The organism is Tsuneonella mangrovi (assembly GCF_002269345.1).
Taxonomy (GTDB): Bacteria; Pseudomonadota; Alphaproteobacteria; order Sphingomonadales; family Sphingomonadaceae; genus Tsuneonella; species Tsuneonella mangrovi.
The window spans coordinates 577,943-602,886 of the sequence record NZ_CP022889.1 but is presented as its reverse complement, the minus strand read 5'-3'; the positions used below and the strand labels follow the sequence as shown (position 1 = coordinate 602,886).

The window sequence follows — 24,944 nt, the reverse complement described above, 5'->3', positions numbered from 1 at the left end:
CCGCTCAGGCGGCGAAGCGTGTCCCGACCAGTTCCTCGCTAAGCGACCACAGCGCGTCTGCCGTGGCGGGATCGACCGCATACGAGCGTACGCTGCCGGAGGGATCGTCATCGTCCACCTGGGCGACCGCCACGTCTTCTAGATAGACTCCACCGACACCTTCAAGCTCGGGCGCGGTTGCCGCGAAGCAGGTGGTCGCCGCGCCTTGCGGGATGGTCTTGAAGGTCAGGCCGGTCCCGCTCGAAGTGTCCTCGACGCGCTTGCGCAGGCGTTCGATATCCTCCGGCTCGAGGTGTCGGCCGAGGTTGGTCATGATCCCGCCGGGGTGGACGGCGTAGGCGTGGATACCCTTGTCGGCGAAGCGGCTTTCCAGACCGACCGCGAACAGCACGTTGGCGGTCTTCGATTGGCCGTAGGAAGCCCACTTGTCGTATTCGCGCGACAGGAAATTCGGATCGTCGAGGTGCACGCCGTCGAAATGGTGCCCACGACTCGACAGGTTGACGATCCGCTGGCGCGCGCCCTGCTCGATCAACGGCATTAGTTCGCTGGTGAGCAGGAAGTGACCGAGATGGTTGGTGCCGAACTGCATCTCGAACCCGTCTTTCGTGCGAGCAAGCGGGCAGGCCATGACGCCGGCATTGTTGATCAGCACGTCGATCTTGGCGAACCGCTCGCGCGCTTCCTTGCCGCAAGCCCGGATGCTGGCGAGATCGCCGAGGTCGCACACGATGGTTTCGACGTTTGCGCCGGTTTCGCCCGAAATTTCCTCGGCCGCTGCGGCAAGCTTTTCCGCATCGCGGCCGGACAGGATTACATCCGCACCGCGTGCAGCGATCGCCCGTGCGGTCTCCTTACCCAGTCCCGAATAGGCCCCGGTGATGAAGAAGGACCGGCCTGTCAGGTCGATCCCGTCGAGCACGTCGTCGGTGGTGTTCTCGAACCCGAATTCCCGTCCAGCCATGCTCTCCTCCTGTCGTTCTTACAACTTCAATTCGTAAAGGAATTCGTCGTCGCGATGGTTCCCGACCCAGAAGTCGATATCGGCGACCTTTTCGAAGCCGTAGCGCTGGTAGAACCGCTGCGCCCCGAAGTTTTCGCTGAACACCGACAGCTGCAGCGCGTCGGACTCCCAGGCGCGGGCGTCAGCGATTATCTTGTCCATCAAAGCCGCCCCGAGGCCGCGCCCGGTCGCTTCGTAGGCGCAGTAGAGCTGGCTGAGGAACGTCGGATGGGCGGGGCGCGGTTCGGGTCGCTCGTCGAAATGCGCGTCGCGCTTGATCAGCGAGTAGGCGAGGATGCGGCCATCTTCTTCCGCGAGGGTCACCGTAGTGTCCGGATCGCCGATCGCCTTCGCGTAGATTTCTTCGCTGCGCCAATCTGCAAAGAATGCTGCGAGGTCTTCGGGCTTGTAGAGTTGAGCGAAAGCCGCGGCGAAGGCATCGCGCGCGAAATCGGCGAGTGCGGCGGCGTCGGCTTGGGTAGCGTGGCGCAGGATCATCGCTTGTCGCCCTACGCGGTAAACCTGCGACTGCAAACCCGCCATCTGCGCGGTGGGCAAGCGCAAGGAAGGTGATTGCCTCGCACTGGTCGCTCCATGCATATGGATGCTGAAGCCGCCGTTCGATTTACGGCCAGCTGGGGGATATGACATTGCATCACCTGACACTCATCATGGGCTGCGTCGCGGCGCTGGCGGCAATTGCTCCGGCAAGTGCCGAAGAGGCCAGGCCCGACGGCAAGTGGTCGATCGCGCTGCACGGCGGTGCCGGTACGCTGACCCGCGCGCGCATGACTCCAGAAAAGGAGGCCGAGTATCGCGCTTCGCTGCAAGCGGCGCTCGATGCCGGGGCGAAGGTTTTGCGCGAAGGCGGCACCGCGATGGATGCGGTGACCGCGACGATCACGGTTCTGGAAGACGATCCCAAATTTAATGCCGGACGCGGCGCGGTCTATACGTGGGAAGGCACCAACGAGATGGACGCCTCGATCATGGACGGCACGAACCGCGCAGCCGGGGCAGTGGCCGGGGTCGGCGATGTGCGCCACCCGATCCTGCTGGCGCGGGCAGTCATGGAGCACAGTCCGCACGTCTTCCTTTCAGGCAAGGGAGCGGAGCAATTCGCTGCCGAACAGGGCCTCGAGATCGTCCCGCCCGAGTGGTTCGCAACTGAAGAGCGCAAGAAGCAGCTCGAGAAGCTCAAGAAGGAGCATCTTTCCGCGCTCGACGTCGAGTTCAAGTTCGGCACCGTTGGGGCCGTGGCGATGGATCAGTCGGGCCATCTCGCGGCAGGAACCTCGACCGGAGGGATGACCGGCAAGCGCTGGGGCCGCATTGGCGATTCTCCGGTGATTGGTGCGGGCACCTGGGCCGACGACCGGGCGTGCGCCGTTTCGGCGACGGGGTGGGGCGAATACTTCATCCGCGTCGGCGTTGCGCACGAGATCTGCGACCGGATGCTGCTCGCCGGGGAAGACGTGCAGACTGCGGCCGACAAGGTGATCGCCGAGGTTGGCGAAATGGGCGGCGACGGTGGCGTGATCGTCATGTCGAAAGACGGCGAGCCGGTTTTCGCGATGAACACCCCAGGGATGTATCGCGGCCGCGCAACCAGCGAAGGCACAAACGAAGTCGCGATTTTTTCCGACGAGGAACCGACGAAGGGCGACTGAGCGCAGGCAGCTGGCTCAGGGCAAGCGACCGATCGCTTCGCCTACCTGCGCGAGCGCGGCATCGGCATTGGCACTCGGTGCGCCGAGCGCGGCTGCGCGGTGATATGCAGCGAAGATGATCGGCGCGCCATTGGGAGGAACCGCGAAGCCGATGTCGGCGCTGACCCCGTACATGTCGGGCCAGCCACCCGAATTGCCGGTCTTGTCCCCTGCATCCCACCCCTGCGGCAGGCCGGCGCGGACCTTCTTCGCACCAGTCTGCGTTTCGCGCATCCACGCCTTGAGCTGGTCCGAAGCTTCGCGTGCGATCGCGCCGCTATAGAGGATCTTGGCCAGCGTCGTCGCCATCGCGCGCGGTGTCGTGGTGTTGCGCTCGCTGCCGGGCAGCACGTGGTTCAGCGCGCCCTCGATATCGTCGAGCCGGCTGACCTCGTCGCCGAGCGAGCGCCAGAACGCCGTCAGGCCCTCCGGTCCGCCGACCCTCTGCAGCAACAAGTTCGCCGCAGTGTTGTCCGACAGGATCTGCGCTGCACCCGCAAGCTCGGTGATCGTCGCGCCGTTTGCAAGGCGCTGCTTCGCGAACGGGGCGTAGGAAAGCAGGTCCGCTTGCGTCCAGTAGACCACTTCGCCGAGGTCGAGCTTCCCGGCTATTCCCAGGTCGAGCACCAGCGCGACGAGGCTCGCCTTGAAGGTCGAGCACAACGCGAAGCGCTCGTCCGCCCGATTGCCGATCACGTCCCCGCTCAGCGGGTCGAGCAGAGCGGCCCCCAGCGCGCCCCCATTCGCGACTTCGATAAGGTGCAGCTTCGCATCGATCCGCCCGCCGGTGTCGGTCCGAACCGGCACGCATGCGCCGGCGACGAGGGCAGCACTGCCGGCAAGGAAGGCGCGCCTATCGGGCACTACAGGTATCGCTCCATGCAGATGCTGAAATCGTCGGACACATAATCGCCGAACGGTGGGCAGGGAGTAAATCCGTTGCGCGCATAGAGCGCATGGGCGGGCTCGAACTCGAGGGTATTTCCGGTTTCAAGGCCAAGCCAGCGCATCTTGCGAGCTTGCGCCTCGGCGATCAGAAAGTCGAGGATTGCACGGGCCGCGCCCTTGCCGCGATAGCCGGGAGAAGCGCGCATCGACTTGATCTCCGCCCGGCCATCTCCGAGTTCCTTGAGCGCACCGACCGCGGCCAGGCGCTCGCCGTCCCACGCCGAATAGAAGGTGATGTCGTCTGCGCGCAGGCGCTCGGCGGGCATCGCGTGCACTTTGCATTCCGGCGACCAGCGATGCATTTCCGCGAGGTGCGTATCGAGCAATGCGAGCACGTCGGCGTTGGTCAGGTCATCAGTCCGGATCGCGTATCGCGGCATCTGGTAACGTTCCCCCATGCTACTGGACATCCACCTTTTCCGGTGCTTATGTCCGCGCGCCGAGGGACGGCATGGTTCCCGCCAGCGCTGCGAATGCAAGTGGACTGGCGATTGAAACCAAAGTCAATCGGGTTCGCACGGGTCGCCCGTGCCTCTGCACAAGTAACCGACGGCAGCAATCCTGCCGCCGCCGGACGTGTGAGGAGAAACCCGATGAAGAAGTTCGCTCTCGCCGCGATTGCCGGTGCCACCCTGGCATTTGTCGCCCCGCAAGCAGCCAATGCCCAGGACGCATGGCCTGTCGAGCCCGGCGACTATGTCGAAATGAGCATGATCAAGGTCGACGACGGCCACAGCCTCGAATATGCCACCTACCTCGCGGACCAGTACCGCAAGTCTCAGGACTTCGCGAAATCGCAGGGTTGGATCGACGGCTATCAGATCTGGGTCAACCAGTACCCGCGCGAAGGTGAACCCGACGTCTACCTGATCACATGGTTCCCGCACTTCGTCGACAACGATGAAGGGAAGGCGCGGGCTAAGGCCTATCAGGATTACATGAAGATGACCGTGCAGGACATGCAGGCAGGTTCGGCCAAGCGCTCCGAATATCGGCATGCGGCCGGCGATATGCTGTTCCGGGTCATGAAGTGGAAGGCCAAGTAATCCGCCGAATCTCTCGGATATGAAGGCGGACGGGTTCAGGCGCTGAACTTGTCCGCCTTGCGCTTTCCGAAGCGCATATCGCCCTCCAGCTTGGCGCGAAGCTGGGCATAGAATGCTTCAAGGAACGCGCGTTCGTCACCCGCTCCGGGCGACCAGCCGATCTTGGTGCAGATGGCGGTATGAACCGCCTCCAGCGCCTCCTGCTGCCCATCGCGCAGCATGCGTTCGAGTGTCTGTAGCTCGTACTCGCCGTAGATCGAGAGCTCGGCATCGCCAAACTGGTAGGTCGCCCCGGTAACACTGCTCGCTCCCTTGGCGGCTCCTTCCACCGACAATGCGTCGGCCAGTTTTGTGCGCGGCGCTTCGACGACCCATGTGCCCGCGATCAGGTCGCCCGCGCGCAGGGCATCGCGGTTGAAGAACGGGAAGAACGCAAACACCAGGAACCAGGCAGTTGCGGCTAGTCCGGCAGGGCCGCCCGCACCCGAGGGTGCGCTCATGACCAGGATAAGCGGCAGGAACAGCTCGATATCGCGCAGCAGGTTGCGCGCGATCACGGCCTCTGCGGTCAACCGGGCGCTGCCCTCGTGATCGCTCGCAGGGCGCGCAGCGACGCGGATGCCTGTCAGGCGCTTACCGGGAGTCGCACCGCGTGCGGACAGCTCGAATATCATGAAATAGCCATTCCACGCGACGAACCACAGGATCACCCACAGCGCGACAACGAACTCTGCCGCACCCGCCGGCTTGGCATCGACCAGCGAACCGATCCCGCCCAGGATCATGCCCATCGCGATCGAAATGAAAATCGAGCCGAACAGCAGGATCATGTAGTCGATCAGCAACGCCCCGAGGCGCGCCGAGCGAGTGGCGACCACGAATGTCAGGGCGATCCCTTCGGGGGTCACGCAGATCCGCTCGCGCTTGGGGTCTCGGGTAAAGCGGATGCTCGCGGCTGTCATTGGTAGTCCCCCGTCGGATCGCGTCGGAAGGCGAAGAAATAGGTGCACCACAGCGCCAGCATCGAACCGCCGATGAGGAAACGGTCAAGCGTCGAACCGACCAGCTGCCGGACGAAAGATTCGAGAATTGCGGCAACGATCAGCATCATCACCACTCCGGCCATCACGATCGCTGCGCGGCGACCGCTTTCCGCCGTTGCCGCAAGGATGGAACGGTCGCCGGGAAACGCCATCGATCGCCCGACGTGCAGCCCGGCCGCACCGGCGAGCAGGATCGCAAACAGCTCGGTCGTGCCGTGAACCGAAAGCCACGCGACGAACTGCAGGGTTAGTCCCTTGCTGGCGAACAGCCACACCATCGCCCCGAGCGTGGCCATTTCTTTGAGCAGAATCATCAACGTCGGGACGCCGAACGCAAAACCGAGCGCGAATGCGAGGATCGAAACGCTGGCATTGTTCTGGAACAGGTAGGCGGCGAAGAACGAAAGACCCGAGGGGCCCTTGACCGTATCGAGCGATTTCAGGAGCGCTTCGCGCGAGGCACCGGGGACGCGGTCGCCCGTCAGGCCGCTCGGTACCAGCGAATAGAACCAGTCCTGGTTGCCGCTGACCAGCAGCCAACCTGCGATGGCGCCGGCCACCATGACCGCTAGCGCGATGAGGATTTCGAGCCAGATCTCCCGCACCGCCGCGCTCAGGCCGCCGCCGAGGAACCCGCCGAGCCAGCGGAAGAAGCCCTGACGCGGCCCATAAACCTGGAACCACGCCCGCTGGACCAGCGATTCGAGGTAGGCCAGCGTGGCCGCGTCGAGCGACGTTTCGCGCGCGACCGACAGGCTCGATGCCGCAGTCCGGTAGAGCGTCGGCAGTTCGACTACGTCTTCGTCCGAAAGGCGCCGCAAGCGTCCGCTTTCCATTGTCCGGACGATCTGTTCGAGTCGTTCCCAATCGCCCTGCCGAGCGAGACGGAAGCGATCCGAACGCAGCGCCGCCGCCTCGATGTCGGGGGGAGGGGCAAGCGCCTTCTTGGCGAACAGGCCGGAAAGGATCGGTGCCTTCATCCGATCGCTCCTGCGCGCTTGATCGCAAGATAGGCGTCGATCAGCCGATAGCCGATGGTGTCCCACGGGGCCTCGATCACGTCGATGCCCATCTGCCGTAGCCGCTGGAGCACGAGCGCGCGCTGGCGAGAGAGCGAATCGGCGGTGACGGCGGTGGCCAGCGCTTCGAGGCTGTCGGGATCGACCGCTTCGAGCTCGGCCAGCTCGCTATCGGCGATGGTCACGAAAAGGATCAGGTGCTTGTCGACCAGTCTTCCCAGGCTTTCGATCATCAGTTCGGCGCCGGTCGGATCGGTGAAGTCAGAGAAAACCACGATCATGCTGCGTCGCTTGAGCCGGGCCGAAAGGGTCGCCAGCGCCAGCGTGAAGTTCGGTTCCTCGGCATGGTAGTCGAGCCCCGCAGCCGCGGTCTGCAACCGATGGAACTGGCGCGAATCGCCGTAGAACGGGGTTGCCACTTCGGGCCGCGCGGCAAAGCCGAACAACGAGACCCTGTCGCCGCCCTTGAGTGCGACGTAGGCGGCGGTGAGCGCTGCGGACACGGCGCGGTCGATCCGCGGCAGGCCGTCGACCGGTTCGCACATCGCCTGTCCGCAGTCGAACGCGAACACGATCTGGTTGTTGCGCTCGCTTTCGTTCTCGCGGGCATAGAGCCGGGTGTGGCGCGCACTCGCCTTCCAGTCGATCCGGCGGCGATCCATCCCCGGTTCGTATTCGCTGAGCGCTTCAAACTGGGTGCCTTCGCCGCGAATTCGCCGCGCGATCAGGCCGAATTGCGCATCGCGCAGGAAATGCTGGAGCGCGGGGCTACGGACGGGTGCGAGGTCGGGCCACACGCGGACTTCATCCTCGAGCTGGTGTGAAACCTGCCGCGCGCCGAGCCCGAGCGGCCCGGTCCAGCGCAGCCACACACGCTCCAATGCCGCAGTACCGCGTCGTACGGGTTGCAGGCCAGCGGTGCCCGACCAACTCGCATCGTCGACCAGCGGCGCAAGTGCGAGTATGGCGCGGCCTTCCGGCGCCAGCCGCGGGTCGAACTGCAATGCGGCATCGACCGTACCATTGCCGACCTTGCCGGCAATTTCGGCGAGCACAGCCACCTGCAAAGGCTCGCCGACTTCGCAGTCCTGCGGCGCTGCGATCCGCCAGTCGACCAGCCGCCCCGCCACCAGCCCGTCGAGGGCAACGAGAAGCAAAAGCGTCAGCCCGGCGGCGGGGGCCGCCATCCACGCACCGGGAAGTGCCGCCGCCACGACCAGCGCGACCGGCGCAGCGAGTGCAGCGATCCAGACGGCGCGGGCAGTGGGGACGAGCGGAAACCTCACGTCAACGCGGTGCCTCGGTCGCTTCGACCAGCTGGGCGACGAGGCTCTCGATATCGCGGCCTTCGATTTCGGCGGCGGGGCTGAGCACCAGGCGATGGCGCAACACGGCTGTGGCGAGCGCCTTGACGTCGTCGGGGATCACGTAGTTGCGCCCTTCGAGCGCGGCCCGCGCCCGGGCTGCGTTGGCGAGCTGGACCGCCGCACGGGGGGATGCGCCGCTGGATATCTCCGAATTTTCGCGCGTCGCGCGGATCAGCCGCACGACATAATCGACGATCTCCTGCGCTACCGTCACTTGCCCGAGCGCACCGGCTGCAAAAGCAAGCTTCTCGCGATCGGTCACTGCGCCGATCCCGAAGTCGGCGGCGCGCGGGGTGCCTTGGCGCTGGCCGAAGCGGGCGACGATCGCCGCTTCCTCTTCGTTGGATGGGTAGGGCACCAGCAGCTTGAACAGGAACCGGTCGAGCTGTGCTTCGGGCAAGGGATAGACGCCCTGGTTCTCGATCGGGTTCTGCGTGGCGACGACCATGAAGTGATCGGGCAGCGAATGCGTTTCGCCGTCGAGCGTCACCCGCCGTTCCTGCATCGCTTCGAGCAGTGCGGCCTGGGTCTTGGGCGGCGTACGGTTGATCTCGTCGGCCAGCAGCAGGTCGCAGAAGATCGGCCCGCGGGTGAGAGTGAACTGGCTGGTCTGGAAGTTGAACAAGTTCGAGCCGAGGATGTCCCCTGGCAACAGGTCCGGTGTGAACTGGATCCGACCGAAGTCGAGCCCGAGCGAACTTGCAAAACATTGCGCGAGGAAGGTCTTCGCGGTCCCCGGCGGCCCTTCGAGCAGCACGTGTCCTTCGGCCAGCAGGGCGACGAGCAGGTGCTCGACAATTTCGTCCTGTCCGACGATCGCCTTGCCGACTTCGGCGCGGATCGATGCGGCGAGGGTGCGAACCTCATCGAGGGTCATGGTCATGGCGTAATCGTCCCTTCGAGCGACTTGAGCGCGTGCGCTGCACGCAGGATTTCGGATGGACCGCGCGCTTGCCTGAGCTGCTCGGCCAGTTGTGAATACGGCGGTGAATCGGGTGCCCGCCGGGCCAGCGCCGCGTCGATTGCAGCCGGTTCCGCGCCGCGCAGGCCCAAGGCGTTTGCCAGCCGTCTGGCGACCAACGCTGCGAAGGGTGCGGTCAGCAGGCGCAGCCGCCGACTACGCACGAGGAACCCGGCCGAATTGGCTACCAGCTGCCGCTTGCCAAAGGCGTTTGCTCGGCCTTCCGCCAGCGGCGGCCCGAACCGCAGGAACGCGCGCCACCCAATCGCGATCATCGCGATCAAAAGGCACAGGGTAGCGGCAAGGAACGGCGGCGTGACTGCTAGAGTCAGCAGGTTCTTGGCCCCTCCGAGCCCCGCAAGCGAAAGGTCGAACACGATCGGGATATCCTGCTTTTCGCGGGTCAGTTCGACAATTTTCGCGGCCAGCATCGCCCGGTTGCGGTCTTCGAGGCCATAGTTGTTCATCAGGTCGGGCTCGACCACGATTGTCAGGTTCCAGCGGTCACCGTCGCATTTATCGGCATTGTCGTCGGTGACATCCGCCGCTTCGTCGAGGACTGGGTAGCACCCGTTGTCGTTGTCATACCCGACCAGCATCCTGCCCGCCGAGTCCTTGACCAGCTCGATCAAGTTCCCACCGGTCAGTTCCTGGACGCTTGTCGGCTTCGGCAGCGAACCCGACCGCCCCAGGCCTGACCATTGCGACTTGCCCTTTGCAACTTCGCCGAGCTTCGCCTTGAGCGACAAGTCGTCGCCGAGCTTTTCCAGCCACTCGGGCGTGGTCGCACCGGCCAAGAGGACCCAGCCGCTTTTCTTGTCCTTGTAAGTCGCAGGCGGCGCGAACGCGAACCACTTGGGAACGATCAGCAGTGTCGGCCCGATGTAGCGGCGGTTGGCGATTGCCTGCGAAATCTCATCCGGTTCGGCTTGTAGCGACGGAGTCAAGATCAACAGACCCTTGCTTCTCAGGCCAGCCCGGTCGCGCGATTGCGAGACGGCGTAGCCCTGTTTTTCGAGCATTGTGTAGAGCGCCGCATACCCGTTGAGTCCGCGCGACGCGGCATGGGCTTCGCCAGTGCTTGATCCGGTCCGGCCGGTGCCAATGAAATAGAGCGTCGCGAGGAAGGCGAGCGAGCCGCACAACAGCAGGCCAAGCACGACCTTCGCGCTGAATGGGGAACGGCGGGCGCTGCTCAACGGCCGATCCTCGCGAGGGCAAACTCCGAATAAGCTGCCCGCGCGGCGCTCCAGTCGTTCTGGTCGAGCGGGGATAGCGCGAACAGGCTGCGTTCCACGCGTGATGCAATCGTGGAAAATGCGTTCCGCGCGCCATCGGGCAGTGCTGCGAGGCCAGCCAGTTCGCGCGCGGTTGTCGACGGGTCGACCAGGTCGGGACGAACGTCGGCAATGTGTCCGACACTACGCTGCAGGAGCAGGTGAGTCGCCGCATCGAACCGGCCTTCGGATGCGAGCCGGTCGGCATCTTCGAGCAAGGCGATCGCCACGCTGTGATCCGGCGCCCAGGTTTCCTCGTCCTCCTCTTCCCGCTTTTCGGGAGTCCACCCGAGCATCGGCGCGACAAGGCGCCAGATCAGGTACCCGATCGCGATAATGGCAATCGCCAGCAGGACCCATTTGAGGACCGGCCATGATTCGCCCAATGCCCTGCCGACCGGTCGGAATAGTTCGCCCAGCCAATCGAACAGCGCCTTCAGCCATGCGGGTTCCTCAGGCGCTGGAGGTGCCTTGAGCGGAGCGAACTGGATCGACTGGTCTGCGCGGGTCGCATCCCACGCATCGGCGGCCTTCGCCAATTCCCCCGCGCCTGTCGTCACGGTGAGCAGTGGTGACACGCAGTGCAGATGCGCGCAAGTGCCTGAATTAGCCGCGTTCGCGTGCTTGCGGATAAGTCCCGAGCATCCGCAGCTCTTTCGAATGGAACGCGAGCTCCTCGAGCGCGCGATCGACCGCGGGATCGCCCGGGGCACCGAGGATGTCGGAATAGAACATCGACGCGGCAAAGCTGGCACCGACCTGGTAGCTTTCCAGCTTGGTCATGTTGACGCCGTTGGTCGCAAATCCGCCGAGTGCCTTGTAGAGCGCGGCAGGGATGTTTTTCACTTCGAACACGAAGGTCGTGATTGCGGCGCGTCCGGCGATCGTTTCGGGTGGTAGCGGATCGCGCGCGAGCAGCAGGAACCGGGTGGTGTTGTCGGCAGCATCTTCGACGTCGTTCTCGACGATATCGAGGCCGTAGAGTTCGGCCGCCAATGGCGGTGCGATGGCCGAAAGGCGCGGATCGGCCATTTCAGCGACGTAGGCGGCAGCGCCGGCGGTGTCCGAGTGCGCTTGCGGCTTGATTCCCCGCTCCTTGAGGAAATGACGGCTCTGGCCGAGCGCTTGCGGGTGGCTCAGCGCGAATTCGAACGGGCCGTGTGTCCCGCCTTCGTTCGGTGCGGCCATCAGCGCATGATTGATGCGCAGGAAGTGCTCGCCAACAATCGACAGGCCGCTTTCGGGAAGCAGGAAGTGGATATCGGCAACCCGTCCGTGCTGGCTGTTCTCGACCGGAATCGCCGCGGCGCCCGCGCGACCGGCCTTCACTGCATCGATGGCGTCGGCGAACGAGAAACACGGCAACGGCAGGCAGCCCGGCACCATTTCGATTGCCGCGCGGTGCGAATTGGCTCCAGGCGAGCCCTGGTAGGCAACCGCGCGCGCAGGCTCGGCCTCGGCGGCGGCGCGCATCTTCGCGACCATGTCGCGGGCGGGGGCGGGGAAGCTATCCATCGGCGTTGCGGCGCGTAGCTGTGCGTCAATCGGGCGGCAAGGGCTTTGCGCACTTGCGCCTGCGCAAACGCCCCATTAGAGCAGCCGCGGGTTTCTTGCCTTCCGATTGCCACTTTTGAGAAATCGCGGGATTACTGCACGCATGGACGACCGTTTCAATACCGCCGCTGGCTGGGTTCTGTTCTCCGGAATCGTCGCACTCGGCCTTTCAAGCATCAGCGCCAAGTACTTTCTGGCCGACAGGGTCCACCGGCCGCACCACATGGGCTATCCCATCGAGGGCGTGGTCGAGGAAGGCAGCACTGCGCCCAAGGGGCCGAGCCTGGCCGAATTGCTGGCCACCGGCGATGCTGCCAAGGGCGAGAAGGACGCTGCGGGCCGTTGCGGAACGTGCCACACCTTCAACCAGGGCGAAGGCGTGAAGCAGGGCCCGAACCTCTACGGAACCGTCGGCGCACCGATCGGCGAAGGAAAGAACGGGTTCTCGTTCTCCAGCGCACTTTCGGGTCACGGCGGCAACTGGACCTACGAGAACCTTGACGCTTGGCTGACCAGCCCGCGGGCGTTCGCCTCGGGTACCAAGATGGGCTTCGCAGGACTGTCGAATGCGCAAGATCGCGCCGATATCATCCTCTACCTGCGTTCGCTCGGCGGTGGTCCGCCGCTGCCCGCGGTCAAGACCGCCGCAGCCGCTCCGGCCGATGGCGCGTCGGACGCCGCCGCCCCGGCAGCTGCTGCTGCAGCAAAGTAAGCGGAGCCGGTGCAAGTCGGCTGCCTTTAGCTCTGTCAGGTGAGGGGCGCCGTCAGTCGGCGCCCTTGAACCCTTGCGCGATGACATACCACTCGCTCGAGCCTTTGCGGCTCGCGGGTGGCTTGGCGTGCTTGACGGTGCGGAAGTGCTTCTTGAGCAAGGCCAGCAGGTCGGCATCGGTGCCGCCTGCCAGCACTTTGGCGACAAACGCGCCACCGGGCGCAAGGTTCTCCACCGCGAACCATGCAGCGGCCTCGACGAGGCCCATCGTGCGCAAGTGATCGGTCTGCTTGTGGCCAACGGTGTTGGCGGCCATGTCCGACAGTACGAGGTCTGCTTGCCCGCCCAGCGCGCTCTCGAGCGCGGCAGGGGCTTCATCGGCCATGAAATCCATTTGCAGGATCGTGACGCCTTCGAGCGGCTCGGTTTCGAGCAGGTCGATCCCGACGACTGCGGCTTGCGGCACCTGCTTGCGCACGACCTGGCTCCAGCCGCCGGGCGCAATGCCCAGGTCGACGACCCGCTTGGCGCCCTTGAGCAGGCGATATTTTTCGTCGAGCTCGATCAGCTTGTAGGCCGCGCGGCTGCGATACCCTTCGGCCTTGGCCTGCTTGACATAAGGATCGTTGAGCTGGCGTTCGAGCCAGCGGTTCGAAGATGCCGTACGCCCCCGTGCAGTTCGTACCCGCTTGTCGGGGTTGCGGCCCGAGCGGCTCATGCGTTGCTTGCCATAAGCGAGCGAAGGATGCCTTCGCGAATGCCGCGATCGGCCACGCCGAGCCGGTCTGCGGACCAGATATCGAGGATCGATTCGAGAATCGCACATCCCGCCACCACCAGTTCCGACCGGTCGGGGCCGATGCACGGCAGCGCGCTGCGATCGTCTCGCGACATGGTGGAGAGTCGCGCGGAGATCTCACGCATCGATTTCGATTCGACGATCAGGCCGTCGACTGCGCGACGGTCGTAGTGCGGCAATTCGAGATGCAGGCTGGCGAGGGTGGTCACCGTGCCGCTGGTGCCGAGCAGGCGAATTTCTGCGCCCTGTTGTGCATAGTCGGTGATCCGCTCCGCGAACGGCGCAAAGCTTTCCAGCACGACCCGTCGCATCTCGGCGTATCGGTCGTTTCGCGCAGCCTCGTCGCCTTCGACGCGGCCGACCGTATCGGTTAGCGAGACGACGCCCCACGGCACGCTGACCCAGTCGACGATTTCGGGGACTGTCTGGGTCTGTTCGACCAACACCAGTTCGGTCGAACCGCCGCCGATATCGAAGATGAGGGCAGGGCCAGTGCCGCTTTCGAGCAGAACGTGGCAGCCGAGTACTGCCAGCCGCGCCTCTTCCTGTGCGGAAATGATGTCGAGCGCGATCCCGGTCTCACGGCGGACGCGCTCGATGAATTCTTCCCCATTGGACGCGCGCCGACAGGCTTCGGTCGCGACCGAGCGGGCGAGGAAGACGTTGCGACGGCGCAGCTTGTCGGCGCAAACGCCGAGCGCCCCGACCGCACGATCCATTGCTTCGTCGCTCAGGCGACCGTTGGTGGCGAGCCCTTCACCCAGGCGGACGACGCGGCTGAACGCGTCGATCACCGTGAAATTCTCGCCCGATGGTCGCGCGATCAGCAACCGGCAATTGTTGGTTCCGAGATCGAGCGCCGCGTAGGCTTGCCGGGGGTGTGGTCCGTGACGATGGCCCGGCAATGCGCCGACCGCGGGTCCTTCCGGGCGGGCGGTCTCGCTTGTCTTCCCGTCGCGCCGCTTCGGCTGTTCGCCGCTGGCGCTGCTGTCTGGCTGAGAGGGGCGTTTGTAGCGAAAATCGGCTACTTTGCCGGACCTTTTGCCCCTTCTTCGAGCAGCCCTTCTGTTGTTGTCCGGCGGAGACATGTCCGCCATTGCGCGTTCTTTCCAATAACACCCTCGCCAGACAAATCGGTTTGGCTACGGGCACCTGGCGCCAATGCTAGCGTTCGATTTGAGCGTCGGCAATAGATCGGTGTTCGGTGGCCTTGACCTGACCGGGTCGTCCAACTAAGTGCGCCCTCTCGCGCGCCGAGGAGCATCCCGGCAAAGCGCGCCGATGCCCCGTCGTCTAATGGTAAGACTACGGACTCTGACTCCGTCAATTGAGGTTCGAATCCTCACGGGGCATCCAGCTTCCTCGCCGTTTGCAGAAACTTGCCCAGCGTCCGACGCACGACTATCGCGCGGGGATGACTGATGAAAACGAACATCCAGAGCGCGACCTGAAGGGTCGCCGATTCTACCGCGCCGAACAGGAAGCGGCATTCACCGACAAGGGCACGCCCGACACTCCGCAAACCCGCCATCCGGCCTACCGGCTGGCTTTTCGCGACACCGACTTCCTGCTGCGCGAAGAGCTGCGCCCGGTGCGTTTCCAGCTCGAACTGCTCAAGCCTGAGATGTTGCTGGAGGAAGCGGGCGTCGGCTCCACCCTCGTCATGTATGGCTCTGCCCGGATCCCGGCGCCCGACAAAGTCGACGAACTGCTCGCTTCCGCGACGGATGAAAATCGCGCGGTGGCCGAGCGGCTGGCGGAGAAGGCCAAGTACTACCAGGTCGCCTACGACCTTGCGAAGCTGGTTAGCGACAAGGCAATCATCCAGGAGGGCAAGCGCCAGTTCGTGATCTGCTCGGGCGGGGGCCCTTCGATCATGGAAGCGGCCAACAAAGGTGCGAGCGACGCCGGTTCGGAATCGATCGGCCTCAATATCGTGCTCCCGCACGAACAGGCACCTAACCCCTATGTGACGCCGTACCTCAGCTTCCAGTTCCACTATTTTGCGCTGCGCAAGATGCATTTCCTGCTGCGCGCCAAGGCTGTGGCGGTCTTCCCCGGTGGGTTCGGAACGCTCGACGAATTCCTCGAGCTGTTGACGCTGATCCAGACCGGTAAGATGAAGCCGATCCCGATCCTGCTGTTCGGCAAGGACTTCTGGAGCCGAGTGGTCGATTTCGATGCATTGGCTGAAGAAGGCACCATCAACAAAGCGGATCTCAACCTGTTCCGCTGGTGCGAAAATGCGGACGAGGCCTGGGGGCATATTGCAGCGTTCTACAAGTTGTAGGAGCGCCACTGCGGGCCGGTTGCAGTTCGTCGGAATAATAGCCCGCCCGAGCAAAAAGTCCGGATAAATTGCCGTGCAAGATCAAGGGCGAGGAAATTTTGTTGCGGACGGCAAGGGAACCGATGGCCGGGAGCGACATTTATGCCGCAAACCAATTTCCGCGAGACAAGGGGTTCTGGCAGACATGCTCGCCGCAATGGCGGCGAAGGCAAGATTGACTGCGAAAACGCAGGGCCAGCTCGCGCAATTCGAAGGAGTAGCTTGATGAGTGTCATTTTCAAACCGACCGGAGTTGCCTTGTTGTGTGCCGCAGCCGCGGTGTCGATGCCGTTGAGTGCATCGGCCCAGCAGCAAGACCAGCAGCCGAGTGATGTAGTTGCAACCGTGCATGGCACGACACCGGCCGACCTGTCCGGGATGCCCGAAGGACCGGAGGTCGATGGCTTCATCTCCGATCGCCTTGGCGACAAGATGGAAGTCACGCAGGTAAACGGGACCAAGACCACTGTGCTGATCAGTCAGGCGACCGAGGTGAAAGCCAGCGGCGGTTTCCTCGGGATCAGCAAGCAGTCGCTCGGATCGGAATCCCTGCTCAGCGGGCTGCCGGTCGCGATCAAGACGGTTCAGTGGAACAACGGTCTCATCGCGAGCGAGGTCAAGCTGAAGGCCAAGGATCTCAAGACGGCGACCATGATCCACACCGGTACGGCTGCCCGCTTCGGCCAACAGGATCAGGCGATCGGCGAAAACAAGGCCGGGATCAGCAGGAACGCCGCGCTGGCCGAATCGCTGCGTGGGCGGATGGCCGACATCGACAAGTACAACATCAAGGACACCACCAACGTGTTCTTCGATACCGGCAAGTGGAACCTTTCACCCAAGGCGGAGAGCGACCTGTGCGCGGCAGCCTCGGAGGCCGACGGCATGAACGGCGCGCTGTTGCTGGTGGTTGGCTACACCGATTCGGTGGGCAGCGAGGACTACAACCAGATCCTCAGCGAACGCCGCGCTGGACGTGTGGTCAACTATCTGCAGCAGCACTGCGGCTGGAAGCCCTGGCGGATGCTGACCCCGACCGGGATGGCCGAGTCCGATCCGCTGGCGGATAACAGCACCGCTGCCGGCAAGGCGCAGAACCGCCGCGTTTCGGTCAATATCCTCGTCAGCAAGAGCGTAGACGGGATGCAGTCATCTGACGGGGCGCAGCAGCAGTAATCGATGAGCTGGGGCGGTTCCCAGACGGAGCCGCCCCTAGCCTACAGCCGCTTCACGCGACGCTGACGAAACTGTCGATCACCCGCTTGGTGCCGGCCTGTTCGAACTCGATTTCGAGCTTGTTGCCTTCCTGGTCGGTGACAGTTCCATATCCGAACTTGTCGTGGAACACGCGGGTGCCGATCGCGATGTCGGTGCGCGGCTTGGCGGCGAAGCTGGCAGCGGACCGGGTGGTTTCCTTCACCCGTTTGGGCGCAGCGTCGTATCCTGTCGTGAGCGCGCGCTGCCAACCGGGCCCGCGAATGCGCGAGCGGTCGGGGCGATTGGACGAGACGTGCGCAAACGGATCGTCGTGCTCGCTCAGCCCGGCGCGCCATAGCGAAGCCCCGCCGGTGAGAGTCGATTCTTCGGTAATGTGGTCAGGGGGCAATTCGCCGACGAAACGGCTGGGGATGCTGCTGGTCCACTGGCCGTAGATTCGCCGGTTTGCCGCGTGGAGTATCGTGCAGTGCCGCCGCGCGCGGGTGATCGCGACATAGGCCAGGCGCCGTTCTTCCTCGAGGCTCGCGAGCCCGCCTTCGTCGAGCGCGCGCTGGCTGGGAAACACGCCTTCCTCCCATCCCGGCAGGAACACCTGGTCGAATTCGAGCCCCTTGGCGGCGTGCATCGTCATGATGGTGACTTTCTCGCCGTCGTCGGCGCGGTCGTTGTCCATCACCAGCGCGACGTGTTCGAGGAAGTCGCCGAGCGTCTCGTATTCCTCCATCGCACGGGCAAGTTCTGACAGGTTCTCCGCCCGTCCGGCGCTTTCTGCAGTCTTGTCCGCCTTGAGCATCGCATCGTAGCCGCTTTCGTCGAGCACTGTCCGCAGCAATTCGGATGGAGCGACCTGTTCGGCCAACTCGCGCCAGTGGAGGAACTGGCTCATGAGCCGCGCGATCGTGCCGCTGGCGCGCTTGGGAAGCTCGTCGCTGTCGGCCAGCTGGAGCGAAGCCGCGGCGAGCGGCAGGCCGCTGGCCCGTGCATGGCGATGCATCGCCTCTAGCGTCTTCGCGCCGAGGCCGCGCTTTGGCTGGTTGTAGATCCGCTCGAACGCCAAGTCGTCCTGCGGCTGGGCGATCACCCGCAGGTAGGCCAGCGCATCACGGATTTCGGCGCGCTCGTAGAACCGGAATCCGCCGACGATGCGATAGCTGAGGCCGATCTGGATGAACCGGTCTTCGAACTCGCGCGTCTGGTATTGCGCCCGCACGAGGATCGCGATCCTGTCGAGCGGCAGGCCTTCGCGTTCGAGGCGCTCGATTTCCTCGCCGACCCGGCGCGCTTCCTCGGGCGCATCCCACACGCCGATCACGCGGACCTTGTCGCCGCCGCCCGCCTCGGTCCACAGTTCCTTACCCAGCCGCCGGCTGTTCTCGCCGATGAGGCCCGAAGCGGCGGCGAGGATGTGCGGGGTGGAGCGATAGTTCTGCTCCAGCCGGATCACCTTCGCGCCGGGAAAATCCTTCTCGAAGCGCAGGATGTTGGCGACTTCAGCGCCGCGCCACGAATAGATCGACTGGTCGTCGTCACCAACAACGCAGATGTTCTTGCGCTCCTGCGCGAGCAGCCGCAGCCACAGGTACTGGACCTGGTTGGTGTCCTGGTATTCGTCGACGAGGATGTATTTGAAGCGCTGCTGGTACATCGCCAACACCTCGGGTTCGCGCCGCAGGATGTTGAGCATGTGCAGCAGCAGGTCGCCGAAGTCGCACGCGTTGAGCGCCTTCAACCGCTCCTGGTAGAGCATGTAGAACTGTTGCCCGCGCCCGTTGGCATACGCTTCGTTCTCCACTGCATCGAGATCGCCGGGGTTGAGCCCGCGGTTCTTCCAGCGGTCGATCAGTCCAGCGAGCTGGCGCGCGGGCCAACGCTTTTCATCCAGCCCATGCTCGTTGATCAGCGCCTTGAGCAGTCGCAACTGATCGTCGGTATCGATGATCGTGTAGTTCGACTGCAGGCCCACCAGTTCGGCATGGCGGCGCAGCATCTTCGCGCCGATCGAGTGGAACGTGCCGAGCCAAGGCATCCCTTCCACCGCTTCGCCGATATGCCCGCCGACCCGCTCGCGCATTTCGCGCGCTGCCTTGTTGGTGAAGGTCACGCACAGGATCTCGCTCGGCCAGGCCCGGCGCATGGCAATCAGGTGTGCGAGGCGAGCGGTGAGCGCGGCGGTCTTGCCGGTGCCCGCTCCTGCAAGCATCAAGACCGGCCCTTCGGTTGTCAGCACCGCCTCTTGCTGGGGCGCATTCAATCGCGCGGCATAGGCTGGCAGCGCGGTTTCCGGACCGCCGGGGTAGAGGGGCAGGTTTTCGCTCATCGGGGCGGTGAACAACTAGGGAACATGGCGTGGGCGTGCAAGGTCGCGTGGGGAACTCTTGCACCGGGTCGCACGTTGAAAGTGGGCAACAGGGACAAATATGGAGACGAACCCATGAACCGTACCCTTATTGCCACCATCGGTGTTGTTGCATTGGCTATCCCGGCTGCGGCAATGGCGGACAGCGGGGCGGACAACGTCCAGTTCGTAAGCGATCCGGTCGTTCAGCAATTGCCCGCCACCGACACCGCGCCTCTCCCGGCGAAGCTGCCGATCTGCAAGAGCGATCAGCAGAGCGCGTGCATCAACCGGTATGCCGCGACAGGCAAGGGCACCAGGCCGCTGGGTTACTGGCCCGGCGAGCCGGCGAGCGCGATGCCGCATAACGCCGATCATTGACTTCGGTTTGCTGCGCCCCGCATTGCCCCTTTTGCGGGGCGTGGCACCACCTTCCGGTCAGGCAGCGCGCAGCAGGCTGAGCTTGGCCTTGCCGACCTTCCGCTCCGCGGCAATTTCAAACCCCTTTACCTCGACTACCTCTTTCGCTCCGGTTTCGAGCGCGATCCACGTCGCCGGACCTATCCAGCCGAGCCGTTGCAGCCGGTCGAGCGCAACTGCTCCCGCGCCTGTGTCGTAGGGCGGATCGAGCAGGATCAGGTCGAACGGCTGGGGGACTGGGCCGAGGCTCAAGACTGAGGATGCACGCACATCGCAGCGCGCGCGGGCGTCGAGCGCAGCGACATTGGCGCGGATCGCTTTCACCGCAGCCTCGTCCTGCTCGACGAACAGGCACGAAGCTGCGCCGCGCGACAATGCTTCCAGTCCAAGTGCGCCCGAGCCCGCGAACAGGTCTGCCACCGAAAGCCCTTCGAAACTGCCGAGCCGGCTAACAAGCATGTTGAACAGGGTCTCGCGGGTTCGATCGGCAGTCGGCCGGGTCGCCTCGCCCTTGGGCGCAGCCAACTTCCGTCCGCGCCATTGACCGGCAACGATCCTCATCGGTTCTCGCGCGCCAAATGCTTGCGAAGTCGCTCTACCTGGACTTGCGGGATTTCGAGCGCGGTGCCGCGCGGCATGTCGCCCAGTTCGAACGGGCCGTAACCGACACGGATCAGGCGGTTCACTTCGAGCCCAAGATGTTCGAGCACGCGGCGCACTTCGCGGTTCTTGCCTTCGGTGATGGTCATCACGATCCACTGGTTGCGCCCGGTCTTGCGCTCCAAATCGGCATCGATCCGGCCATAGTGCATCCCGTCGATCGTGACACCTTCGATCAGTTCCTCAAGCTGTTGCTGCTGCACATCTCCAAATGCCCGCGCGCGATATGTGCGCGGGATATTGGACGAGGGCAACTCTAGCGCGCGCTTGAGTTCGCCATCGTTGGTAAGCAGCAACAGGCCTTCGGTATTCATGTCGAGCCGTCCGATCGGCATCAGCCGCGGCGCATTGCGAGGAAGGGCATTGCGGAGCGCGGCATAGATCGTCGGGCGGCCCTTGGGGTCGCGTTCGGCGGTGATCAGGCCGGTCGGCTTGTTGAACGCGAACACGCGGGTGGGTTCGGCGCGGGCAACCTGCTTGCCGTCGACCGTCACGCCCTTGAGGTCGGGGATGATCGTCGCCGGGGTTTCCAGCACCTTGCCGTCGATCGCCACGCGTCCGGCTTCGATCATGCGCTCCACCTCGCGGCGGCTGGCCACGCCTGCACGCGCGAGGAGCTTGGCGATACGTTCGCCCTGTGGTCGGTCACTCTGAGACATGGCGGCGCGCCTACGCGCTCAATTCGCCGCGCGCAACGCCTCCATCACGGTCTCGTGGAAGCGGTTGATCCCGCCTTCGAGCGTGCCGAGCGTCAATTCCTTGACTACACCCGTCTCGAGGCCTTGCTGGCCGAGCTCCGCCGCGCGGAAATCCTCGCTGGCGAACACCCCTCCGTCGAGCAGCGCCCAGCTACGTTCCCAGTGATCGCGCGCCTTGTCGGTCGCGGGCGCCTCGGGGATCAGCATGAAGTCCTCGACCAGCGTCAGGTCGTGCGCCTGAGGCATCAGCACCATCACGTTGATGTAGTCCGGGCTGGGGATGATGATCGTGGCGGGCAGCAGCTGGTAGGCGAACGTCACATACCGGCGCAGCGAGGGCATGTCGGTGAGGTCGATCCCTTCGAGCTCTTCGGCGCGCCCGACCGCCGAGCGCGCGTGCGGCCCGATGAAATCGCCGCTTGTCACGCCGTCCTTGAAGAACGGCCCGATGGTGTTCGCATGGAGCCGCAGCACATGGTAGCTTTCAAGGAAGGCATCCATGATCAGCTTCCAGTTGCCGCGCACCGTGTGGGTCTTGCGGCGGAACAGATAGTGGTTGGCGGCATCGAACGCCGCCATATCCTCGCCGATCATGCGGGCATGAGTGAAATCGGCCTCGGGAGCAGGCGAAAACCAGATCAACCCGCCAGCCTCGCAGCTCGGCAGTTCGGCAAGGTGGTAATCCGCCTTGTCCATTCCCGGGAAAGTATCGGGCCGGGGGAGCGCCAGCAGCGTCCCGTCCAAGCGATAGGTCCACGCGTGGTAGGGGCACACCAGCCGCGCCGCACATTCCGCTTCAGTCCCTTCGACCAGACGCGTGCCGCGGTGGCGGCAGACGTTGTGAAACACGTGAATCTCGCCTGCCTTGTCGCGGGTGATCAGCAGTTGCCGCCCGGTCGAATCGTGCGGCACGACCATGCCCGGCTCGGGCAGCAAGGCGGATGGCGCGATGACTTGCGGCAGGCGATCGAAAAGCGCGGACTTCTCGCGCGCGAAGTGATCCGGGTCGGTATAGACCTCGGTCGGAACACGGGTAACGCCTGCGTCCTTGCGCTGCTCGCCGCGCGCAACGGCCTCGGCGAGGGCCAGTTGCCCGTCGGTCGGTCTTTTCCCCGGAGCGGTCATGGTCTGGGCCATTGCAGCGCTTCCTTATTCCTCTCTTCCTGCGATAAGTGTCGCACGAAACCTGCGAAACGGGAAGGACGCTAGGGAATGGCCGAGGGAATATCCGACGAACGGCGCAGCCTGTGGGACTCGGTGCGGCCCTATCTTGAGAAGGAGTCGCTCGCCGCTTTCTTCCTCGGCGTTTCGTCCGGCTTCCCTTTCGCGTTGCTGGCATCGACGCTGACCACTCGGCTGGCTCAGGACGGGATCGAGAAGTCGACCGTGACTGCGTTCACGCTGGCGTTCTTCGTCTACAACCTGAAGCCGCTGTGGGCGTGGATCATCGACGGGGTCCGGCTTCCGGTGCTGGGCGTGCTGGGACAACGCGTTTCGTGGATGCTCCTGATCGGGGTGCTGGTTGTCGCGGCGGTATTCAACCTCGCGCTCGCCGACCCCAAGGCGGACATTTACTGGACTGCGACGAGCGCTGTCCTTCTGGGCCTTGCCGGGGCCAGTTTCGATATCGTGATCGACGCTTACCGGATCGAGACCCTCAAGCCCTACCAGCTCGGCGTCGGCTCGGGGATGAGCCAGTATGGCTGGCGTATCGGTGCAGCTGCCGCAGGGGCCGTTGCGCTGGTCGTTGCGGAACGCATCGGCTGGAGCGCAGCCTACATGGCGTGCGCGGTGTTCGCGCTGCCGGCGATGCTGACCGTTATCGTGCTTGGCGAACCGACGAGGCACCAGGTGACGGCAGAGAAGCGTTCGATGGGTGAAGTCTGGCAATCGATTGCCGGGCCGTTCAGCGAGTTCTTCCGCCGCAACGGCGCATGGCTGGTGCTGGCATTTATTCTAGTCCACAAGATCGGCGACACGCTGGCCAACCTGACCTTCCGCCTGCTGTTCAACGACCTTGGTTTCACCAACGACGAGATCGCGCTCTACGACGTGGGCGTGGGCTTCTGGGCATTGATCGTCGGTGTGTTCGTCGGGGGCATCCTCTACGCCAAGCTTGGCCTCAAACGATCGGTTCTCATCGCCCTGATCCTGATGGCGGTATCGAACCTCAGTTTCGCGCTGCTCGCTGCGGCGGGGCATTCGAATCTCGGCATGGCCGGGGCGATCGGGTTCGAGAATTTCGCTAGTGGATACGGTGGGGTAGTGGTTGTTGCCTACTTCTCGGCGCTGTGCGACTTGCGATTCACGGCGGCGCAATACGCGCTGATCAGCGCGGGCGCGAGCATCGTCGGGCGTTTCCTGACCGGGACGACGGCAGGGGCGCTGATAGAGACGTACGGCTATGTCGACTTCTACCTGCTGACGACCGTCATCGCATTGCCGGGGATCGCGATTTTCTGGTGGATGATGCGGACCGGGCTGGTCGATGCCGCCATGGGCACGGCCGGTGAAGTCGGTGAAGGCGACGCGCGAGACGATCCGGAGATCTAATCCGGCACTTCATTATTGAGCCGCAGCACCTCGCCCGCGAGGTAGAGCGAGCCTGCGATCAGCACCGGCAATCCGTCGTCGGGCAGGGCGGCAAGCGCAGTCGGGACATCGGGCATCGCGCGCGCTTCGGTCCCGAATGCTTCTGCCGGATGAAAGTCGTGACCGGGGACAGGCACTGCGCTGATGCTTGCGATGCTGCGCGATAGCGGCCCGGTGATCGCCGTGGGATCCTTGGCCTCGATCATCCCGATGATCAGGTGCGCGCGATGTCCCGCGAATTGCTTCCCGAGCATTTGCCCCGCGTCCGGGTTGTGCCCGCCGTCGAGCCAGACTTCGCGCGTGCCCACGAGCGGGCCGGGGGAGAGGCGCTGGAGCCGTGCGGGCCAGTTCGCCGCGCGAATACCTTCGGCCATCGCTTCGGGTGAGACCGCAAGGTGGTTTTGGTAGTGCAGCATCGCCACTGCCAGCCCCGCGTTTATCACCTGGTGGCGGCCGGGCATGGTCGGAAATGGCAGGGCGAGCCGGGTCTCCGCATCGATAAAATGGAAGCCATCGGTGCCCACGTGCGTCAGCCAGTCGACCCCTTCCATCAGCAGCGGTGCACCGCGCGCTTCGGCCACTTCCATTAGCGTTGCGGCAGCGCGCATCGAGGGGCCGAGCGTCACCAGAGGCACACCGGGCTTGGCGATCCCCGCCTTCTCGAACGCGATCCGCGAGATCGGTTCGGCGGGCGTGCCGTCCTCGGGAGCGAGCAGGAACCGCTCGTGATCGATCCCGAGCGTCGCGATGCCGCACACCGCGGGCTTCTCGATCACGTTGGTCGCATCGAACCTCCCGCCGAGGCCGACTTCGACCACACAGGCGTTGGCAGGCGTGCGCGCAAAGGCAAGGAACGCCGCAGCGATGGTCACTTCGAAGAAGCTGGGGTTCAGGCCATCACCAAGGTCGAGCACTTCGGCCAGCAAGGCGGCCAGCGCCTCGTCCGAGATCAGCTCGCCCGCGATGCGGATACGCTCGTTGTAGCGCACCAGGTGCGGGCTGGTGGTGGCATGGACGGTGTAGCCCTGCGCCTCCAGCATCGCGCGCAGGAATGCGCAGGTCGATCCCTTGCCGTTGGTCCCGGCGACATGGAACACCGGTGGCAACGCTAGGTGCGGATCGTCGATGCGTGCGAGCAGTGCGCGGATGGTCTCCAGCCCCAACCGCCCGTGCGGCACGCTGAGCGCCGCCAGCCGGTCGAGCTGCGCCTGGACCGCCGTATCGTCGGACCGCGCGAAGTCCTTCAAGGGTGTG

At 64.5% G+C, this 24,944-nt stretch carries 25 protein-coding genes and 1 tRNA gene; 8 read left to right on the top strand and 18 right to left on the bottom strand.

All coding sequences use genetic code 11. The annotated features are described in order from the left end of the window. Positions 1-4: 4 nt before the first annotated feature. Positions 5-964: an SDR family NAD(P)-dependent oxidoreductase gene (locus tag CJO11_RS02900; RefSeq protein ID WP_095011364.1), complete on the bottom strand. Its 960-nt coding sequence runs from the start codon at positions 962-964 to the stop codon at positions 5-7. An 18-nt stretch (positions 965-982) separates the two neighbouring features. After that, positions 983-1,501 (bottom strand): GNAT family N-acetyltransferase, encoded by a 519-nt coding sequence (locus tag CJO11_RS02895; RefSeq protein WP_095011363.1) that lies wholly within the window; start codon positions 1,499-1,501, stop codon positions 983-985. Between the two features lie 146 nt (positions 1,502-1,647). On the opposite strand from CJO11_RS02895, the gene CJO11_RS02890 reads away from it, so the two are divergent. Further along, complete coding sequence (locus CJO11_RS02890; protein ID WP_240504541.1) at positions 1,648-2,673, top strand: isoaspartyl peptidase/L-asparaginase family protein; 1,026 nt, start codon at positions 1,648-1,650, stop codon at positions 2,671-2,673. Between the two features lie 15 nt (positions 2,674-2,688). Here the strand turns inward: CJO11_RS02890 and bla are convergent, their stop codons facing one another. Together bla and CJO11_RS02880 are read right to left on the bottom strand one after the other, a co-directional pair. Beyond that, positions 2,689-3,519, bottom strand: coding sequence for a class A beta-lactamase (gene bla / locus CJO11_RS02885; RefSeq protein WP_205651095.1), 831 nt, complete (start codon positions 3,517-3,519; stop codon positions 2,689-2,691). A 56-nt stretch (positions 3,520-3,575) separates the two neighbouring features. Continuing rightward, positions 3,576-4,058 (bottom strand): GNAT family N-acetyltransferase, encoded by a 483-nt coding sequence (locus CJO11_RS02880; RefSeq protein ID WP_240504540.1) that lies wholly within the window; start codon positions 4,056-4,058, stop codon positions 3,576-3,578. Positions 4,059-4,253: 195 nt separating this feature from the next. Here CJO11_RS02880 and CJO11_RS02875 point away from each other — a divergent pair, with 195 nt between their 5' ends. Continuing rightward, entirely contained in the window at positions 4,254-4,706 is a 453-nt protein-coding gene (locus CJO11_RS02875; protein ID WP_240504539.1) for a hypothetical protein, read from the top strand. A 35-nt stretch (positions 4,707-4,741) separates the two neighbouring features. Here CJO11_RS02875 and CJO11_RS02870 read toward each other — a convergent pair whose 3' ends face one another. From CJO11_RS02870 to CJO11_RS02840, 7 genes are read right to left on the bottom strand one after another with little or no spacing between them, the layout of a single operon-like run. Further along, entirely contained in the window at positions 4,742-5,668 is a 927-nt protein-coding gene (locus CJO11_RS02870; protein WP_095011359.1) for an RDD family protein, read from the bottom strand. Next, positions 5,665-6,729, bottom strand: a complete 1,065-nt coding sequence (locus tag CJO11_RS02865) for a stage II sporulation protein M (protein WP_095011358.1) — start codon at positions 6,727-6,729, stop codon at positions 5,665-5,667. Before CJO11_RS02865 ends, CJO11_RS02870 begins: the two co-directional genes overlap by 4 nt. Further along, positions 6,726-8,054: a DUF58 domain-containing protein gene (locus CJO11_RS02860; protein WP_240504538.1), complete on the bottom strand. Its 1,329-nt coding sequence runs from the start codon at positions 8,052-8,054 to the stop codon at positions 6,726-6,728. The genes CJO11_RS02865 and CJO11_RS02860 overlap by 4 nt, the downstream gene beginning before the upstream one ends. 1 nt (position 8,055) lies before the next feature. Next, the gene (locus CJO11_RS02855; RefSeq protein ID WP_205651094.1) at positions 8,056-9,018 is read right to left on the bottom strand and encodes an AAA family ATPase; all 963 of its coding nucleotides are present in this window, start codon (positions 9,016-9,018) and stop codon (positions 8,056-8,058) included. Continuing rightward, positions 9,015-10,295 (bottom strand): DUF4350 domain-containing protein, encoded by a 1,281-nt coding sequence (locus CJO11_RS02850; protein ID WP_095011357.1) that lies wholly within the window; start codon positions 10,293-10,295, stop codon positions 9,015-9,017. The genes CJO11_RS02855 and CJO11_RS02850 overlap by 4 nt, the downstream gene beginning before the upstream one ends. Continuing rightward, positions 10,292-10,951, bottom strand: a complete 660-nt coding sequence (locus tag CJO11_RS02845) for a hypothetical protein (protein ID WP_240504537.1) — start codon at positions 10,949-10,951, stop codon at positions 10,292-10,294. The genes CJO11_RS02850 and CJO11_RS02845 overlap by 4 nt, the downstream gene beginning before the upstream one ends. Before the next feature lie 28 nt (positions 10,952-10,979). Beyond that, positions 10,980-11,888: a prephenate dehydratase gene (locus CJO11_RS02840; RefSeq protein WP_095011355.1), complete on the bottom strand. Its 909-nt coding sequence runs from the start codon at positions 11,886-11,888 to the stop codon at positions 10,980-10,982. Between the two features lie 142 nt (positions 11,889-12,030). Between CJO11_RS02840 and CJO11_RS02835 the strand changes: the two genes are divergently transcribed. After that, positions 12,031-12,639 (top strand): c-type cytochrome, encoded by a 609-nt coding sequence (locus CJO11_RS02835; RefSeq protein ID WP_095011354.1) that lies wholly within the window; start codon positions 12,031-12,033, stop codon positions 12,637-12,639. A 52-nt stretch (positions 12,640-12,691) separates the two neighbouring features. Here CJO11_RS02835 and CJO11_RS02830 read toward each other — a convergent pair whose 3' ends face one another. Further along, positions 12,692-13,357: an RlmE family RNA methyltransferase gene (locus CJO11_RS02830; RefSeq protein WP_095011353.1), complete on the bottom strand. Its 666-nt coding sequence runs from the start codon at positions 13,355-13,357 to the stop codon at positions 12,692-12,694. Then, positions 13,354-14,535 carry a Ppx/GppA phosphatase family protein gene (locus tag CJO11_RS02825; protein WP_095011352.1) on the bottom strand — a complete coding sequence of 394 codons (1,182 nt, stop codon included), beginning with the start codon at positions 14,533-14,535 and terminating at the stop codon, positions 13,354-13,356. The genes CJO11_RS02830 and CJO11_RS02825 overlap by 4 nt, the downstream gene beginning before the upstream one ends. Positions 14,536-14,720: 185 nt before the next feature. Here CJO11_RS02825 and CJO11_RS02820 point away from each other — a divergent pair. The 3 genes from CJO11_RS02820 to CJO11_RS02810 all read left to right on the top strand — a co-directional run bounded on the left by CJO11_RS02820 (position 14,721) and on the right by CJO11_RS02810 (position 16,943). Beyond that, a tRNA-Gln gene (locus CJO11_RS02820) sits at positions 14,721-14,794 on the top strand. A gap of 58 nt (positions 14,795-14,852) precedes the next feature. Continuing rightward, a complete protein-coding gene (locus CJO11_RS02815; RefSeq protein WP_095011351.1) occupies positions 14,853-15,728 on the top strand; it encodes an LOG family protein in 876 nt (291 codons plus the stop codon). A 264-nt stretch (positions 15,729-15,992) separates the two neighbouring features. Next, entirely contained in the window at positions 15,993-16,943 is a 951-nt protein-coding gene (locus tag CJO11_RS02810; RefSeq protein ID WP_095011350.1) for an OmpA family protein, read from the top strand. Positions 16,944-16,995: 52 nt separating this feature from the next. Here the strand turns inward: CJO11_RS02810 and CJO11_RS02805 are convergent, their stop codons facing one another. Beyond that, positions 16,996-19,302 carry an ATP-dependent helicase gene (locus CJO11_RS02805; protein WP_095013176.1) on the bottom strand — a complete coding sequence of 769 codons (2,307 nt, stop codon included), beginning with the start codon at positions 19,300-19,302 and terminating at the stop codon, positions 16,996-16,998. Between the two features lie 114 nt (positions 19,303-19,416). On the opposite strand from CJO11_RS02805, the gene CJO11_RS02800 reads away from it, so the two are divergent. Beyond that, on the top strand, positions 19,417-19,701 hold the full coding sequence (locus tag CJO11_RS02800) for a hypothetical protein (RefSeq protein ID WP_150124965.1): 285 nt from the start codon (positions 19,417-19,419) through the stop codon (positions 19,699-19,701). A gap of 57 nt (positions 19,702-19,758) precedes the next feature. On the opposite strand, the gene rsmD is transcribed toward CJO11_RS02800, so the two are convergent. From rsmD to CJO11_RS02785, 3 genes are read right to left on the bottom strand one after another with little or no spacing between them, the layout of a single operon-like run. Further along, on the bottom strand, positions 19,759-20,301 hold the full coding sequence (rsmD, locus tag CJO11_RS02795; protein ID WP_095011348.1) for a 16S rRNA (guanine(966)-N(2))-methyltransferase RsmD: 543 nt from the start codon (positions 20,299-20,301) through the stop codon (positions 19,759-19,761). Beyond that, on the bottom strand, positions 20,298-21,059 hold the full coding sequence (locus CJO11_RS02790) for a pseudouridine synthase (RefSeq protein ID WP_095011347.1): 762 nt from the start codon (positions 21,057-21,059) through the stop codon (positions 20,298-20,300). Before CJO11_RS02790 ends, rsmD begins: the two co-directional genes overlap by 4 nt. A gap of 18 nt (positions 21,060-21,077) precedes the next feature. Beyond that, the gene (locus CJO11_RS02785) at positions 21,078-22,235 is read right to left on the bottom strand and encodes an aromatic ring-hydroxylating oxygenase subunit alpha (RefSeq protein WP_095011346.1); all 1,158 of its coding nucleotides are present in this window, start codon (positions 22,233-22,235) and stop codon (positions 21,078-21,080) included. Positions 22,236-22,310: 75 nt separating this feature from the next. On the opposite strand from CJO11_RS02785, the gene CJO11_RS02780 reads away from it, so the two are divergent. Then, the gene (locus tag CJO11_RS02780) at positions 22,311-23,651 is read left to right on the top strand and encodes an AmpG family muropeptide MFS transporter (protein WP_095011345.1); all 1,341 of its coding nucleotides are present in this window, start codon (positions 22,311-22,313) and stop codon (positions 23,649-23,651) included. On the opposite strand, the gene CJO11_RS02775 is transcribed toward CJO11_RS02780, so the two are convergent. Further along, positions 23,648-24,937: a bifunctional folylpolyglutamate synthase/dihydrofolate synthase gene (locus CJO11_RS02775; RefSeq protein WP_095011344.1), complete on the bottom strand. Its 1,290-nt coding sequence runs from the start codon at positions 24,935-24,937 to the stop codon at positions 23,648-23,650. The two genes, CJO11_RS02780 and CJO11_RS02775, sit on opposite strands and share 4 nt — an antisense overlap. Positions 24,938-24,944: the final 7 nt, after the last annotated feature.